Here is a 15,165-nt window from a genome sequence, read left to right on the forward strand (position 1 = left end):
CGTCAACGCGTCGCCGTCCCGTCCGCGAGAGGGGCCCCGGGCGGGGCGGCACGCCGGCGGCGCTATCCGAAGGCTCGTGCACCCCGGATCATCACCGCCGGAACCCAGTCAAACAGCTGCCTCTGTATAGCGACTGACTTCGCGCTCCGGGGCGCTCCGGTCGGCGGTGTAGTCCGCGGGGGCCGTGCCGTCGCCGCCGTCGCTGACCTTGGCCGCCCGCAGGATCAGCGTGCCGGCCGTGGCGACGGCCAGGTTGACCGCGACGGCCAGGAAGCCCACGTACAGCGTTCGTGGCGAGTCGAAGCCGAGCTTGGACAGTGCGATCGCCGAACCGCCGAAGTGCTCGTGTTTGGTGGCCGCGTTCGGCACCAGGTAGAGCATCCACAGCCCGGCGCCCATGCCGGCCGCCCAGCCGGCGATCAGCGCGCCCTTGTGGAACCACCGGGTGTAGAGGCCGATACCGACCGACGGCAGCGTTTGCAGGATGATCACGCCGCCGATGAGCTGGAGGTCGATCGCGAACTGAGGACTGATGCCGACCACGAACAGCAGCGCGCCGAACTTGACCAGCAGCGAGGTGATCTTCGAGACCCGGGCCTCGCGGGCCGGTGAGGCGCCCTTGTCGAGGAACTCGACCCAGATGTTGCGGGTGAACAGGTTGGCCGCCGCGATCGACATGATGGCCGCCGGCACCAGGGCGCCGATGCCGATGGCGGCGAACGCCACCCCGGCGAACCAGGCCGGGAACAGGCCGTCGAACAGCGCCGGCACGATGGTGTTGTTGTCGCCCAGCACGGGCTTCGTCCCGGCCGCGATCGCCGCATAACCCAGGAGAGCGATCAGACCCAGGGCCAGGCTGTACGCGGGCAGGGCCGCCATGTTGCGCTTGACGACCCCGCGGTCACGGCTGGCCAGGATCCCCGTGGCCGTGTGCGGATAGAGGAACAGCGCCAGCGCGGAGCCCAGCGCCAGGGTGACGTAGTTCAGCTGGTTGTTGGCGTTGAGCAGGATCCCGTCGCCCGGGGCCGCGCTGGCCTCGAACTTCGCCGCCGCCGCGTCGAAGATGCCGCCCCAGCCGCCCAGCTTGAACGGCAGGTAGATCACCGCGACGATGATGACCAGATAGATCAGGGAGTCCTTGACGAACGCGATCAGCGCCGGAGCCCGCAGGCCGCTGGAGTACGTGTACGCGGCCAGGATGGCGAAGGCGATCAGGATCGGCAGGTGCCGGGTGAAGCCGGAGTCGCCGACCAGGCCCATCGTCTTGAGCGCGGCCTCGATGCCGACCAGTTGCAGGGCGATGTACGGCATGGTGGCGACGATCCCGGTGATCGCGACGAGCAGGGCCAGGGTCCGCGACTCGTAACGCTTGCGGACGAAGTCGGCCGGGGTCACGAAGCCGTGCTTGTACGACACCGACCAGAGGCGCACCAGCGCGAACATCACCAGCGGATAGACGATGACGGTGTACGGCACGGCGTAGAACCCGGTCGCGCCGGCCGCGAAGAGCAGGGCCGGCACGGCGACGAAGGTGTACGCCGTGTAGATGTCGCCGCCGAGCAGGAACCAGGTGATCCAGCCGCCGAAGCCACGGCCGCCCAGGCCCCACTCGTCGAGGTGGTTCAGCGAACCGGTGCGGCGCCAGCGCGAGGCGGCGAAGCCGAGGGCGCTGACCCCCAGGAACAGCACGCCGAAGACGATGATCTGAGTGAGATGGTCACGCCACATGGTCACCGCTCCCGCTTCGAGAGCCGGTAGACCAGCGTGGTCACGGCGACGACGAGGCCCACGAACGCGAGCTGGAGCCAGTAGAACAGCGGGAAGCCGCCCAGTCGCGGACCGTCGAAGTTGAACAGAAAGGTGGCCAGCGGAAGGGCCACCGGAATGGCGAGCAGCCAGTTCCATCGGCTGCGGTCATTGCCGTTTGTCATGCAGAACAAGAGTTCGGCCGACCGCGGAAAGTTCGGGAAGTGACCCAGCTAACGCGCGCGCGGAATTCAGTGTAAATCAAGTAAGCCCGGATAGTTTTCGGCTCATGAGAAAGCGATCTGTGATCAGTGGTGTCGTCGGCGCCGCGCTCGCCATGGCCGGCACCGTAGCGGTCACGCCGTCGGCCGCGCAGGCGGCCTGGACGTGCCAGCAGGGCTATGTCTGCTTCTACGAGAACTACGGCCTGAGCGGCAGCGTCGCCGTCCTGAAAGAGCTGAGCCCGGCCAGCGGCCAGTACACGGGTCAGGTGCAGGACTTCCGCAACTACACGTACACCAACGGCAAGAACCTCAACGACTCCGCGTCGTCAGTGATCAACCTGACCGGCCGCAGCCTGCGGGTGTATTCGAACGTGAACTACAACAGCTCGGGGAACGGCGGCTTCCTCGACGTCTACGCCGGTGAGTCGTCGGACATCAATTACAAGACCGGCACCTGCAACAACGACGCCGCTTCGTCGGCCCGCTTCTACTGATTCAGCCAAAAAGGCGCCGCGACCTCGGGTCGCGGCGCCTTTTCGTGTGCCCGCTGCCTGTTTCGGCGCCTCGCGTCTACACTGACGGGCCCGGGACTTCGCCGACAGTGGACGGAGAGCGCGCACGTGGCTTGGCCCGATGGGTGAAGTGGATGCTGCCGCACGATCAGGACGCGGACGACCTGGAACAGTTCGGTATGCCGCCGTTGTCGGCCCGGATGCTGGCCCGAACCGTACGCCGGGACGTCACGGACACCGTCTGCTCGCTGCTGCCCGGAGTGGAACGGACCACCGGAGCCACCTGGCTGTTCGTCGTCGAGAACCTGCTGGCAATGCAGGTCAGGGACATGGTCCGCGGCCGGGAGCCCGGGATTGAAGAACCCCAGCTGTATTCGGCGTCCTTCGCCGTCGGGGTGATGTTTCCGATCAGCCAGGAGCTGCGTCGCCGCCATGACGCCGCGCTGCCGGAGACACCGCTGTTGTCCTGCCCGCCGACGGGAAGCCTCCCGGACGTTCCGGAGCGACTGCGCAGGCTGCGAGACGTCTACGCCACGGCGGCGGAGGAGGTCCTTTCCCCGTACGGGACCTCGGCCTCGCGGATGCTGCAAAGGGAATCCCGCGTCGATGCCGTCATAAGGGTGATGGCCCGCATGGACGACCTTTCCTGGGGATCCTGGACGGCCTTCGCCGCGGTGACCGCGATGCAGCATCACAGCGACATCCTTCCGGTTCCCGGGCGTACGGCGTCCGAGAAGAAAGGCGCCGAACGCGACAAGGCGGAAGCGGCCGGCCTGGCCTTCACGCTCTCCCGGGCCATCACCATCGACACCGCCGTCGGCCTGATAGCCCGAGCCGGCGTCGAACACTGACCGGCTCTACAGGTCGGCGATCCAGTTGCCGTGGAAGCCGAAGGGAACCCGGGTGGGAAGGTGGACCCGGGCGACCGGGGCGGCCGTGAGGTCGGCCGCGTCCAGCACGACGAGCTCGGCCCGGTTGACCGTGGCGTCGTGCACGACCGAGAGGATCCAGCCGTCGTCCTCGCTCGTGGCGGCCGGACGGGGTACGAAGGCGGGCTCCATGGTGACCCGGCCCTCGCCGTACTCGTGCAGCGTGGTCGTGCCGGTTTCGGTGTCGACTTTGATCAGCGGGCCGGTGCCGAAGCCGCCGGCCGGGTCACGGTCGACGTCGTCGGTGATCTTGAGGCCGTGTGCGCTGAAACCGGCGAACCATCCGTAGCGGTGCCGCCGGCCGGTCAGGGCCGGGTCGACGCGCGGGAACTCGACCCGGTAGTCGCTGATCAGCTCTTCCTTGACCGTCCCGCGGGCCGGGTCCACGGTCCAGCGGGCCAGCTCCGGGGGAGTGTCACTCGGGCCGCGGACGTCGTGGGTGAAGACCTGGCCGTAGCGCACCACGTCCATGGTCAGGGAGCCGTCGGCGTTGTCGAAGGCGTTCAGGACGTGGAAGACGAAGCCGGCCGGCGCCTCGATCCAGCGCACCTGCCCGGCCGTGCCGCCGGCCGGCATCACACCCAGGCGCGGGGTGTGCTGGTCGTCCCACGTGAACGGCAGGTCGGAGACGAGCAGGCCGGCCCTCATCCGGCGTTTGGCGGCGGCGAAGGTGACGGGCAGGTCGAGGATCACCACCCGTGACTCGGTGAGGGCCATGTCGTGCACCATCGGCCCGTCCGGCACCTCGATGTCGGCGGTGTGCTTCGCCCGGCCGTCGGCGCCGAGCACCACGTAGCGGACCTCGCCGAAGCGCGGGTTGTAGGTCATGGCGTGCATCTCGCCGGTGACCGGGTCGACCTTTGGATGCGCGGTGAAGCCCCGGCTGAGCGCGCCCTCGGCGTCCCAGACCGCCATCCGGGCCAGGTCGGGGCTGATCTCCACCGGCGGCTTGCCCGCCTCGATCAGGGTGAGCAGGCGTCCCGCGTGGCTCACGATGTTGGTGTTGGGCGCGCCTTGGTCGCTCTCGACGAAGCGGCTGCGGTACCACTCGGCCCGGCCGTCGCGCAGGCGGATGCCGTGCACCATGCCGGCGCCGCGGAACCAGTGGTGGGTGGCCGGGTCGACGCCCCCGCGCGGGTTGGGCCCGATGCGCAGGTAGCGGCCGTTCAGCTCGCGCGGCAGCTCACCCGTGACGGGCAGGTCGGTGGCGCTCACCTCTTCGCTGACCGGGGCGTAGTTGCCCGCTTCCAGATACCTGTTCTCCATCGCGTTCCTCCAAACGTCAGATTTGAAGGTACAGTTCAGATGTTCCAATCTGTAATATTGAGGTTCCGACCGTCCGAACCAGGAGATGACGTGCCGACCCCCCTCCCGATCAGCGCCTACGTCGTCCTCGGCCTGCTGCGCCGGCACGACGGCGCCACGCCGTACGAGCTCGACCAGCGCATCCGGCAGAGCATCGGCTACTTCTGGGTCTTCCCCCGCTCCCAGCTGTACGCCGAGGCCGACCGGCTGGTGCGCCGCGGGCTGATCGCCGAGCGGCAGGAGAACGACGGGCGCCGCCGCCGCACCCTGTCGCTCACCGCCGAGGGGCACGACGAGCTGCACCGGTGGCTCGCCACCCCGACCGGCGCCGTCATGGAGATCCACGACGAGGGGCTGCTCCGGCTCTTCTTCCAGGACCCCGGCGACGCCGGCGCCGCGACCTCGATGACCCGGCTGGCCCAGGAGCAGATCGAGGCCCACGAGGGCCGGCTCGCGGAGTACGACGAACTGGTCGCCTCGGGCCGGCTGCGCCCCGGCTCGCCGCAGCGGGCCACGCTCGAGGTCGGCCTGCGGCTCCAGCGCATGATGATCGGCTTCTGGAGAGAGGTCGCCGCGGAACCCCCGCACGAGCTCTGACCGATACCCGACTCTCCCCGCGCCCGCAATGGCGCGAACGGCTGAAGGAAGCCGCGGCGGCCGCGTTGGCCCAGGTATAGAAGCTGGATTCAGACCGAGTCCAGAAGTCATCCACCGGCCCCGGCCACGGTCGGGGTCGTTCTCATTGCCGGAAGGGACGTCGGTTGATCGAGCCCAACGCGTTGCGCCTGCAGATCATGGGCCCCCTGCGGATCTGGCGGGGCGGCCACGAACTCGACGCCGGCCCCCGGCAGCAGCGGTGCCTCCTGGCGCTGCTGATCGCCCAGGAGGGCCGGCCGGTCAGCATGACCGATCTGATCGACCTGATGTGGGGGCCGGTCCCGCCGGCGAGCGCGATCAACGTCATTCACAAGTACGTCGGTGCGCTGCGCCGCCTCATGGAACCCGACCTGACGCCGCGGTCGCCGGGCTCGTTCCTGGCGCGGCACGACACCGGCTACCGCTTCTCGGCCGGCCCGGAGACGCTCGACCTCGTCGCCTTCCGTCAATCGGTGGCCCTGGCCCGGGAGCTCGCCGGGCGTGACCAGCCGGAGGAGGCGCTCGACCGTTACGTGCAGGCGCTCCAGCTCGGCCAGGGACCGGCCGGTGACACCCTCGGTGACAGTGCCGCCGCCACGGCCACCTTCGCCGGGATCGACGGGGAGTTCTTCGACGCGGCCGTGGCCGCGGCCGGCATCGCCCTCACCGTCGGCCGCCCGTCGCGGGTCCTGCCCGCGCTGCGGCTGGCCGCGAGGATGGGCCGCATGCACGAGCCGGTGCACGCGGCCCTGGTGACGACGCTGGCCGCCGGTGGTCACCAGGCCGAGGCACTGGACGCGTACCGCAGCATCCGGGAGCGCCTGGCCGACGAGCTCGGCATCGATCCCGGGCGCGAGCTGCAGGAGGCTCAGCAGCGGGTGCTGACCCAGGCCGTCGCGCCGCCGGCCGAACAGAGCGCGCCGCCGGCGCCGGCGCCCGCGCCGAGCCGGACCCCGCCGATGTGGCCGGCCCAGCTGCCGCCGGACCAGCCGATGTTCGTGGGGCGCACGTACGAGCTCGGTGTGCTGCACGGCCTCGTCCTCGAGATGCGCGACAGCCGCCGGACGAGCCCGATGGTGGTCGCGGTGGACGGGATGGGCGGCGTCGGCAAGTCGACGATCGTCACGCACTTCGCCCACCGGGTCGCCGGCGACTTCAGCGACGGGCAGCTCTACCTCGATCTGCGCGGCAACGAGGGCGAGGACGGCGGCGTGCCGGCCACCGAGGCGCTGCGATCTCTGCTGTACGCCCTGGGCCTGCGCGCCGCCGACGTCCCGGACACCTTCGACGCGCTGGTCGGCGCCTACCGCAGCCTGACCGCCGGGAAGCGGATCCTGGTCATGCTGGACGACGTGCGCGACGCCGCCCAGGTGCGCCCGTTGCTGCCCAACTCGGTCGACAGCCTGGTGCTGATCACCAGCCGGCGGCCGCTGGTCGGTCTGGCCGCCTCCGACGGCGCCCGCCTCTATCGGGCCTACGTTCCGGAGCTGCCGGACGCTCGGGAGATCTTGGCCACCCGGCTCTCCACCCTGCGAAGCCGCCCGGAAGCCGACGCCGCCGTCCTCGACGAGATCATCGAGCTCTGCGGCCGGCTGCCGCTGGCCCTGGCCATCCTGGCCGCACGGTTGTGCGTCCGGCCGACGTTGTCCTTGACGACGGTGGCGGCCGAGCTGCGCGACGGCGTGCGCCGGCTCGAAGCCTTCCCCGAGGGCCGCGGCGTCACCGATCCGCGTACGGCCTTCTCCTGGTCCTACCGCCAGCTCAGCCCGGGTGCGGCCCGGCTGTTTAGGCTGCTGTCGGTCGGGCTGACCCCGGGTATCACCCTCGAGGCCTGCGTCAGTCTCTCCGGGCACGACCCTCAGCGGACACGGGCCGAGCTGGACGAGCTGAGCGAGGCCGCGCTGGTCGCCGAGGACGAGGGCGGCTGTTTCACCTCCCACGTGCTCGTCCGGGCGTACGCGGAAGAGCTCTTCACAGCGACCGACCCGGTCGCCGAGCAGCGGGCCGCGGTGACCCGGCTGCTCCAGTACTACCTGCACAGCAGCTTCAACGCGCAGGTCGTGCTGGAGCCGAACCGGCCGCCGATCGCGCCCGAGCCGGCGGCGCCGGGCGTGCGACCGGAACAGCCCGGCTCGTACGACGAGGGCATCGACTGGTTCGCTCGCAACCGGACCGTGCTCGAGGAGGCGGTCCGGGTGGCGGCCGATCTCGGCTACGGCATCGTCCCGTGGCAGCTGGCCCTCACCATGCAGCAGTACTTCGAATGGTTCGGCTACTTCCAGGACTGGGAGGACGTCATGCGGTTCGCGCTGCGGGCCGCGCGCGAGCAGGACGACGTGATCGGTGAGGCGCACGTGTTGCGCAGCCTGGCCGGGGCGCGCTGGTTCTTCGACGCCAACGAGGAGGCCCTGGCCCTGTTGTCGGCCGCCCTGGAGGTCTACGTGAGCCACGGGATGCTGCTGGAACAGGCCCTCACTTACATCAACTTCTATTCGGTGCACGCGGCGCTCGGCGACGAGCAGCGCGCGCTGGAGTCGGCCGAGACCGCCGTGAAGCTGTGCCGCGCGGCCGGCAACGACAAATCGGAGGCGCTCAGCCTGGGCTACATGGGAAAGGCGTTGACCAGGCTCGGCCGGTACGGCGAAGCGGCCACCGTGCTGCGGGAGGCGCTCGATCTCAACCTGAGCGGGGGCCGGCGGCACGTCGAGGCGATGATCCGGGTCGCCGTCGCCGACAACCTGGTGAAGCTGGGCCGCACCGGTGACGCGGTGGACGAGCTGCGGCGGGCGGTCGAGGCGGCCCGCTCGGTCGGGCAGGGGCCGTACCACTTCGAGGCGTTCCGCCGGCTGTCCGAGCTGCTGCTGGCCATGGGCGACCGGGACGGGGCCCGCGAGGCGTGCCGGCGGGCGCGTGAGGTGCTCGAACGGTTCCAGGGCGGCGGCCCGCGGCACATGCAGGCCGGGCTGGAGAAGCTCGCAGCCCGGCTGACATGAGATGCGGGGCTACTGGAAGTCGCAGCCCGGATTGGCGGCGTCGACCGACAGCGGGGATCCGGTCGGAAGGACGTACAGGACCTCCAGGATCACCGGGGTCTTGCCGCGGTTGACGCCGATGTGGACGTTGTCGTCGCCGCTGGGCTCCTGGATGAAGCTGCCGCGCTTGTAGACGCCGTCCGAGGCGCAGGTGGCGTCGAAGTGGCTGAGCGTGCCCTGCTTGACCCAGCCGTAGAGCTCGCCCTTGTGGTAGTGCCAGCCGGTGGCCTGGCCGGCCGGAATGGTGATCTCCCGCAGGATGTAGTCGGTCTTGCCGACCGTGTGCTGCGAGATGATCGTGCCGACGACGCCGGGACCGGCCGGCGTGGCCTGCGCGGGGGCGGCGACGGCGAGCGAGGCGACGGCGGCCAGGCCGGCGCCGAGCAGCATCTGCTTCTTCAAGACTTTTCCTTTCGTACGGAGGAGACCGACATTAAGCAGCGGCGCTGACCAGACAATTGACTCCTTCTTTACGCCGGCCGATTCAGTAATCGTCAATAAGTGGTGACTACGGTCGGTCGTCATGTCATGCGTCGCTGTCGTGGTGATGAATTGGCCGGCGAATGCGATTCCGGATCTGCCGCCCGATTCACGGGCCGTACTCCTCTGTGACCCGGACGGCCCACCCGCCCTGGAACCGGCCGTGCGGGCCGGCGCGCGCGGTTTCCTGACGCTGGACGCCGAGCCCGACGACGTGGTGCTCGCCGTCGAGGCGGTGCGGCACGGCGGCCTTTACATCGCCAGCGAACTGCTCGGCACCCTCACGTCGGTGTCGCAGCGGCGCCGCCAGGAGCTCGCCGATCGCGAGGTCGAGGTGCTGCGCTGGGTGAGTGAGGGCCTGACGAACGAGCAGATCGGTTCGCGCATGCGCCTGAGGACGCACACGGTCGCGTCCTACCTGCGGCAGATGAGAAGCAAGCTGAACGCCGCCACCAAGGCCGAGCTGACCGAGCGCGGCATCGAGCTCGGCTACCTGGCGTCCCGATGACGGCCGGCGCCCTGAGTGTGGCCGTCGTGTCCGCGTCCGAGGAGGTCCGGGCCGGGTTGGTCGCGGTGGCGTCCGGGGTGCCGGGCATGACCGTGAGCGTCCTGCTCTCCTCGGTCGCCCAGCTGCACCCGCCACCGGCCGGCCCGCCGCTGGCGATCGTCGACATCTCGCGGCTGCACGGCCGGTCGGTCGACGCCTCGTTCTGGTCGATGCTGCCCTGGCGGACCCGGGTGGTCCTCGTGTGCCGGCCGGGTGAGCCTCCACTGCCGGCGGACGCGGTCGCCGCGGGCGTACGGGCGATGGTCCTGCCCGACTGCAGCCGCGACGAGCTCGGCATCGCCGTCGAGGCGGCCGCGCTGGACCATGTCTACATCTGCCCGCGCCTGGTCGGTGCGTTGTTCGAGGCGACGCCGGACACCGGTGTCCGGCTGTCGGACCGGGAGATCGAGACTCTGCGGCTGGTCGCCGACGGCCTGAGCAACCCGATGATCGGGCAGCGGATGGGCGTGGCCACGATGACCGCCGTCGGTTACATCGGGCGGGTACGGCGCAAGTTGAACGCCGACAGCAAGCGGGATCTCACCGCGCGCGGGATCGAGCTGGGTTATCTGTCGCCCAGATGAGCCGTACGTGCTGAACCTCCCCTTCGTGCTCGCGCAGCATCCAGGTCCCGGTCGCCGGTAGGCGGTCCGGGCCGGTGACCGTGGTCTCCCAGACCGTGAGGCCCGGCCCGGCCACCACGCCGGCCAGGCGGTGGCGTGTCCCGCCGGCGTGGTCGCGGGCCAGACGGCTCACGAGCGATCCGAGCCCGATCGTGAGGTCGCCGTCCGGCCACGACACGACGGCGTGCGCCGCCCATCGCCGGCGTACCGGGTCCGGCGGTGTGCCGCCGGCCGCCGCGGCCAGGACGGCCTCGGCCTCCTCGCGGCGCTCGGCGGTGGCCGCGGCCGAGTCCTCGTGCCGCTCGTCGCGCACCTGCGGAAGGACGAGCGCGAGCTGCCGCCGGGCCTCGCTCAGCCGGCTGCGGACGGTGCCGACCGGAATGCCGCACAGGTCGGCGATCTGCTCGTAGGAGTTGCGCTCGGTGAAGTAGCGCAGGACGGCGACCTCACGGACGGCCGGGGAGAGCCGGCGCACCGCGTGCCGCACCCAGTCGCGCTCGGCGTCGCGGTCGAGGGCGGCGTCGGGAGTGTCGGGATCGGCCATGGCGTGTGCCTTCTCCAGGGTCACCGGCCGGCGGGCGCGCAGACGCGTCCGGCAGTTGTTCCGCACGATCATGTGCAGCCAGGCCCGGACGGCGGCCGGGTCGCGCAGGTCCCCGATCCGGGCCAGCGCGGTGATCGCGGCGTCCTGGCAGGCGTCCTGCGCGTCCGGGCCGGGCCCGAGGATCTGCGTGGCGACCGCCTCCATGCCGGAGTAGTGCGCCTCGAACAACGCCTCGAGGCCGGCCCGGTCGCCCTGTTGGGCCGCCTGGACGAGCGAGGCGGTCTGATGCTCGGTCAACAGCATGGCGGCAAAGCTAGAGAGCGGCGGTGAAAAAATTCTTTACGCGCCGATCGAACTTCACCGCCGGGACCCGCGTCCGGATCGTGTGGAGATTCCCATGAACTTCTTGCCCGACCGGCTCGCCTGGGCCTGGGCCGGCGCCGTGCAGCACTTGGCCCAGGCCACCCCGAAGGGATGGCGCGCCGAGCGGAACGGCACCGGCGCGGTCGTGACGCGCGCGGCCGTGGCTTCCCTCAACGCGGCGTACAGCGTCGATCAAGAGCCCGACCTGGAGGCGCTCGACGAGATGGCCCGCGCGGTGAGCGTGCTCGGCGTGCCGTGGTCGATCATCGTGCGGGCGGGTGCGGCCCAAGCCGCGGCCGGTCTCGCGGCCACCTACGGACTGACCGCCCGGGCCAAGATGCCGCTGATGACGTGTTCCGCCGCCACCGCGGTGCTCACCGCGGACGTTTTCCCGATACGGCCGGTCGGCTCCGACCGCAGCGACGCCTACACCGAGGCGCTGACCGCCGGCTTCCAGGCGCCCGCCGGCACCTTCGGGTCGCTGATGGGTGGGGGAGTGCTCGACCAACCGGGCTGGACCGGCTATCTGGCCGAGATCGACGGCCGCCCGGTCGCCACCGGCCTCGGCGTGTGCGGCCCCGACGTGATCGGGGTCTTCAACGTCGCCGTCGATCCCTCCGTCCGCGGCCGGGGCCTGGGCCGCGCGATGACGGCCCGGATCCTGGCTGACGGCTTCGCCACCGGCGCCGCCGAGGCGTATCTGCACCCCTCGACGGCCGCCCGGCCGCTGTACGAATCCATGGGCTTCCGCGTCATCGAGACGTGGACCGAGTTCACCGCTTTATAGAAGGGGCACCACCGTGACCGCGAACGTTTACTACGACGACGACGCCGACCTGTCGATCATCCAGGGCCGCCGGGTCGCTGTGATCGGCTACGGCAGCCAGGGCCACGCCCACGCGCTGTCGTTGCGTGACTCCGGCGTCGAGGTCGTCGTCGGGCTGCCCGAGGCCTCCAAGAGCCGGGTCAAGGCCGAGGAGCAGGGGCTCGATGTCCGTACGCCTGCGGAGGCGTCCGCCTGGGCCGACGTCATCATGGTGCTGGCGCCGGACACCGCGCAGCGCACGATCTACACCGAGTCGATCGAGCCGCACCTGAGCGCGGGCAAGGCGCTCTTCTTCGGTCACGGCCTCAACATCCGGTTCGAGCTGATCAAGCCGCCGGCCGATGTGACGGTGGCCATGGTCGCGCCGAAGGGGCCGGGTCATCTCGTACGCCGCCAGTACGTCGACGGCAAGGGCGTGCCGTGCCTGGTCGCCGTCGAGCAGGACCCGGACGGCACGGGTCTGGCGCTGGCCCTGTCGTACGCGAAGGGCATCGGCGGCACCCGGGCCGGCGTCATCGAGACGACCTTCACCGAGGAGACCGAGACCGACCTGTTCGGCGAGCAGGCCGTGCTGGCCGGTGGTGTCAGCGCGCTCGTGCAGACCGGTTTCGAGGTGCTGACCGAGGCCGGCTACGCCCCGGAGATCGCGTACTTCGAGTGCCTGCACGAGCTCAAGCTGATCGTCGACCTGATGTACGAGGGCGGCATCGCCCGGATGCGCTACAGCATCTCCGACACCGCCGAGTTCGGTGACTACACCCGCGGCCCGCGGGTGATCGACGCCCGCGTCAAGGAGGAGATGAAGAAGATCCTCTCCGAGATCCGCTCCGGCGAGTTCACCCGCCAGCTGATCGAGGACGACGACAACGGCCGCCCGCTGATGACCAAGTACCGCGAGCAGGCCGCGGCCCACCCGATCGAGGTCACCGGCCGCAAGCTGCGCGACATGATGAGCTGGGTCGACCGGCCCATCACCGAGACCGCCTGACCGGGCCGCACAGGGGCCGCCGGGGAATCCCGGCGGCCCCTCATTCTCAGAACGCGAAAACCCGGTACCGGCTCACCGTCTCGAAGCCGATGCGGCGGTAGACCGGCTCGCCCTCGGGCGTCGACTGGAGGGTGGCGATCCGGTGGCCCGCGGCGCGGGCGACGCGCAGGGCGACCAGGGTCAGCTCGGTGGCGATCCCGCGGCGGCGGAAGGCCGGATCGGTGGCGATGCAGTACAGCGCGGCCACCTCGGTGCCGAGCGACAGCGTGCACGTGCCGACGATCCGGTCGTCCACGAAGGCGGCCAGGCGGACGACGTCGCTGTAGGCGAAGTCGAGCTCCCGGTCGACGACCAGGCCGAGGTCGCCCTCGATGCCGAGCGGGCCCGCGTACGTGCCCACGTACTCGGTGATCTCGGCCCGGCCGGCCACCGGGCGCGTCTGGAGCCCGGCCGGCGGCTCGAAGCCGGGAAGTCGTGTGATGTCGATCGCCATGATCGGCAGATCGGCGATCTGGGTGGAGCCCAGGGCCAGCAGTCCCTCGGCCGTGCCCTCGTCGCTGTCGGCGCCGACCCACCACGCCCAGGCGGAGCCGGCCAGTCGCTGCTTGGCCGTGTCGAAGGCCTGGTCGAGCGGCTGGTTGCGCACCCGCAGAACGCCGTTGAGCAGCGGATACGCGATGTCGGTGCGGTAGATCGGCAGGTCGCCGCCGGGATCGCCGGCGCCGTCCGGCCCGGCCCAGCCGGTCCAGTAGCGGCGGTTGGCGGCGAGTTGTGGTTCCAGATCGTGTTCGGTCATGTCTTTCCGGAGTGTTCCGGCGGCCGCGAAGTTCGACATGGTCAACTTTTTCTCCAGAGCCCCGGCCTAGCGTTCCGGCCATGCTCAATCTGTCGATGGTGCTTCAGGACAGCGCCCGGAACCACCCGGACCACGTGGCGGTCGTCTCCGCCGGGCGCACGTGGACCTACGCCGAGGTCGAGGCCGAGGCCAACCGGGTCGCCGGTCTGCTGGCCGGTCATGGCGTCGAACCCGGTGACCGGGTGGCCCTGTCCTGCCCCAACCTGGCCTGGTATCCGATCGTCTACTTCGGGGCATTGAAGGCCGGCGCCGTCGTGGTGCCGGTGAACGTGCTGCTGAAGCGGCAGGAGATCGCGTACCAGCTGGCCGACTCCGGTGCCAAGGCGTTCCTCTGTTTCGAGGGAACGGAGGGCTTCGCGGCCTTCGAGATGACCGACGGCTGCGAGCATTTCTTCGCCATCGGCCACGACGGGGTGGAGACCTTCGTCGGCCGGTCGCCGGTCTTCGAGACGGTGCTGCGGCGCGAGACGGACCCCGCGATGATCCTCTACACCAGCGGTACCTCCGGCCGGCCCAAGGGCGCGGTGCTCTCGCATGCGAACCTGCTGTTCAACGTGGCGGCGGCCGACATGCTGCTGGGCAATTCGCCCCGTCGTGACGTCCATCTGGTGGTCCTGCCGTTGTTCCACTCGTTCGGCACCACGGTCAACCTGAACGCGGGCTTCGCCAGCGCCTCGACCCTCGTGATGATGCCGCGGTTCGACGCCGCGGCCGCGCTCGACGCCATGGTGGCCTGTGACGTCACGTTCTTCGCCGGAGTGCCGACCATGTACTGGGCCCTGCTCAACGCGCTGGACGACAGCGTCGACGCCGCCGCGATCGGCCGGAACCTGCGGGTCGCGGTGTCGGCCGGGTCCGCGCTGCCGGTGACGATCATCGAGGAGGTCCGGAAGCGGTTCGGTGTGACCGTCCTGGAGTCGTACGGCCTCTCGGAGACCTCGCCCGCGGCCACGATCACCCGGCCCGGCGAGCCGCCCCGGCCCGGTTCGGTCGGCGTGCCGATCTGGGGTGTCGACGTCAAGCTGGTCGACGAGAACGACGTCACCGTCGAGGGCCCGGACCGGATCGGCGAGATCGTGATCCGCGGGCACAACGTCATGCTCGGCTACCACAACCGCCCCGAGGAGACCGCACTCGCGCTGCGCGGCGGGTGGATGCACACCGGCGATCTGGGCCGGCGCGACTCCGACGGCTGGTACTACCTGGTCGACCGGCTGAAAGACATGATCATCCGGGGCGGCTACAACGTGTACCCGCGCGAGATCGAAGAGGTTCTCGCGCAGCACCCGCAGGTCTCGATGGCCGCGGTCATCGGCGTACCCGATGCGGGTCTCGGCGAGGAGATCAAGGCCGTCGTCGTCCGCCGGCCGGGAGCCACGGTCACCGAGGAAGAGCTGGTGGCGTGGGGCCGGGAGCGGATGGCCGCCTACAAATACCCGCGCGTCATCGAGTTCACCGCCGAGATCCCCCTGACCGCCACCGGGAAGCCGTTGAAGCGGGCGCTGCGGTAGGCGTCACTCCGGATGTCGTCACATGACAGATGAGAGCGGGAGC

Annotated in this window: 15 protein-coding genes; 9 read left to right on the plus strand and 6 right to left on the minus strand. The window is 70.4% G+C overall.

Translation table 11 applies throughout. The features are described from left to right. Window positions 1–108: 108 nt before the first annotated feature. On the minus strand, window positions 109–1,728 hold the full coding sequence (gene mctP, locus CRP55_RS08890; protein WP_097319181.1) for a monocarboxylate uptake permease MctP: 1,620 nt from the start codon (window positions 1,726–1,728) through the stop codon (window positions 109–111). 2 nt (window positions 1,729–1,730) lie between these two features. After that, complete coding sequence (locus CRP55_RS08895) at window positions 1,731–1,931, minus strand: DUF3311 domain-containing protein (protein WP_097319182.1); 201 nt, start codon at window positions 1,929–1,931, stop codon at window positions 1,731–1,733. 104 nt (window positions 1,932–2,035) lie between these two features. Here CRP55_RS08895 and CRP55_RS08900 point away from each other — a divergent pair, with 104 nt between their 5' ends. After that, entirely contained in the window at window positions 2,036–2,464 is a 429-nt protein-coding gene (locus CRP55_RS08900; RefSeq protein ID WP_097319183.1) for a peptidase inhibitor family I36 protein, read from the plus strand. A 152-nt stretch (window positions 2,465–2,616) separates the two neighbouring features. After that, window positions 2,617–3,333, plus strand: coding sequence for a hypothetical protein (locus CRP55_RS08905; protein ID WP_143234486.1), 717 nt, complete (start codon window positions 2,617–2,619; stop codon window positions 3,331–3,333). Window positions 3,334–3,339: 6 nt separating this feature from the next. Here CRP55_RS08905 and CRP55_RS08910 read toward each other — a convergent pair whose 3' ends face one another. Then, entirely contained in the window at window positions 3,340–4,677 is a 1,338-nt protein-coding gene (locus CRP55_RS08910; RefSeq protein ID WP_097319185.1) for a carotenoid oxygenase family protein, read from the minus strand. 90 nt (window positions 4,678–4,767) lie between these two features. On the opposite strand from CRP55_RS08910, the gene CRP55_RS08915 reads away from it, so the two are divergent. Both CRP55_RS08915 and CRP55_RS08920 read left to right on the plus strand, forming a co-directional pair. Beyond that, a complete protein-coding gene (locus CRP55_RS08915; protein WP_097319186.1) occupies window positions 4,768–5,313 on the plus strand; it encodes a PadR family transcriptional regulator in 546 nt (181 codons plus the stop codon). Between the two features lie 164 nt (window positions 5,314–5,477). Beyond that, window positions 5,478–8,345, plus strand: coding sequence for an AfsR/SARP family transcriptional regulator (locus CRP55_RS08920; RefSeq protein WP_245922880.1), 2,868 nt, complete (start codon window positions 5,478–5,480; stop codon window positions 8,343–8,345). Between the two features lie 9 nt (window positions 8,346–8,354). On the opposite strand, the gene CRP55_RS08925 is transcribed toward CRP55_RS08920, so the two are convergent. Next, window positions 8,355–8,786, minus strand: coding sequence for a cupin domain-containing protein (locus tag CRP55_RS08925; RefSeq protein WP_245922881.1), 432 nt, complete (start codon window positions 8,784–8,786; stop codon window positions 8,355–8,357). A 121-nt stretch (window positions 8,787–8,907) separates the two neighbouring features. Between CRP55_RS08925 and CRP55_RS08930 the strand changes: the two genes are divergently transcribed. Together CRP55_RS08930 and CRP55_RS08935 are read left to right on the plus strand one after the other, a co-directional pair. Then, a complete protein-coding gene (locus CRP55_RS08930; RefSeq protein ID WP_097319187.1) occupies window positions 8,908–9,372 on the plus strand; it encodes a LuxR C-terminal-related transcriptional regulator in 465 nt (154 codons plus the stop codon). Between the two features lie 26 nt (window positions 9,373–9,398). Continuing rightward, on the plus strand, window positions 9,399–9,995 hold the full coding sequence (locus CRP55_RS08935) for a helix-turn-helix transcriptional regulator (protein WP_179855089.1): 597 nt from the start codon (window positions 9,399–9,401) through the stop codon (window positions 9,993–9,995). Here the strand turns inward: CRP55_RS08935 and CRP55_RS08940 are convergent. Next, window positions 9,952–10,881, minus strand: coding sequence for an RNA polymerase sigma factor (locus CRP55_RS08940; RefSeq protein ID WP_097319189.1), 930 nt, complete (start codon window positions 10,879–10,881; stop codon window positions 9,952–9,954). The two genes, CRP55_RS08935 and CRP55_RS08940, sit on opposite strands and share 44 nt — an antisense overlap. A 94-nt stretch (window positions 10,882–10,975) precedes the next feature. On the opposite strand from CRP55_RS08940, the gene CRP55_RS08945 reads away from it, so the two are divergent. Next, the gene (locus CRP55_RS08945; protein ID WP_179855090.1) at window positions 10,976–11,728 is read left to right on the plus strand and encodes a GNAT family N-acetyltransferase; all 753 of its coding nucleotides are present in this window, start codon (window positions 10,976–10,978) and stop codon (window positions 11,726–11,728) included. 13 nt (window positions 11,729–11,741) lie between these two features. After that, window positions 11,742–12,755, plus strand: coding sequence for a ketol-acid reductoisomerase (gene ilvC / locus CRP55_RS08950; protein WP_097319191.1), 1,014 nt, complete (start codon window positions 11,742–11,744; stop codon window positions 12,753–12,755). 46 nt (window positions 12,756–12,801) lie between these two features. Here ilvC and CRP55_RS08955 read toward each other — a convergent pair whose 3' ends face one another. Continuing rightward, window positions 12,802–13,551, minus strand: coding sequence for a GNAT family N-acetyltransferase (locus CRP55_RS08955; protein ID WP_179855091.1), 750 nt, complete (start codon window positions 13,549–13,551; stop codon window positions 12,802–12,804). Window positions 13,552–13,631: 80 nt separating this feature from the next. Here CRP55_RS08955 and CRP55_RS08960 point away from each other — a divergent pair, with 80 nt between their 5' ends. Beyond that, window positions 13,632–15,122: a long-chain-fatty-acid--CoA ligase gene (locus tag CRP55_RS08960; RefSeq protein WP_097319193.1), complete on the plus strand. Its 1,491-nt coding sequence runs from the start codon at window positions 13,632–13,634 to the stop codon at window positions 15,120–15,122. The last annotated feature ends 43 nt before the right edge of the window (window positions 15,123–15,165 follow it).

This window comes from Paractinoplanes atraurantiacus (assembly GCF_900215205.1).
Taxonomy (GTDB): domain Bacteria; phylum Actinomycetota; class Actinomycetes; order Mycobacteriales; family Micromonosporaceae; genus Actinoplanes; species Actinoplanes atraurantiacus.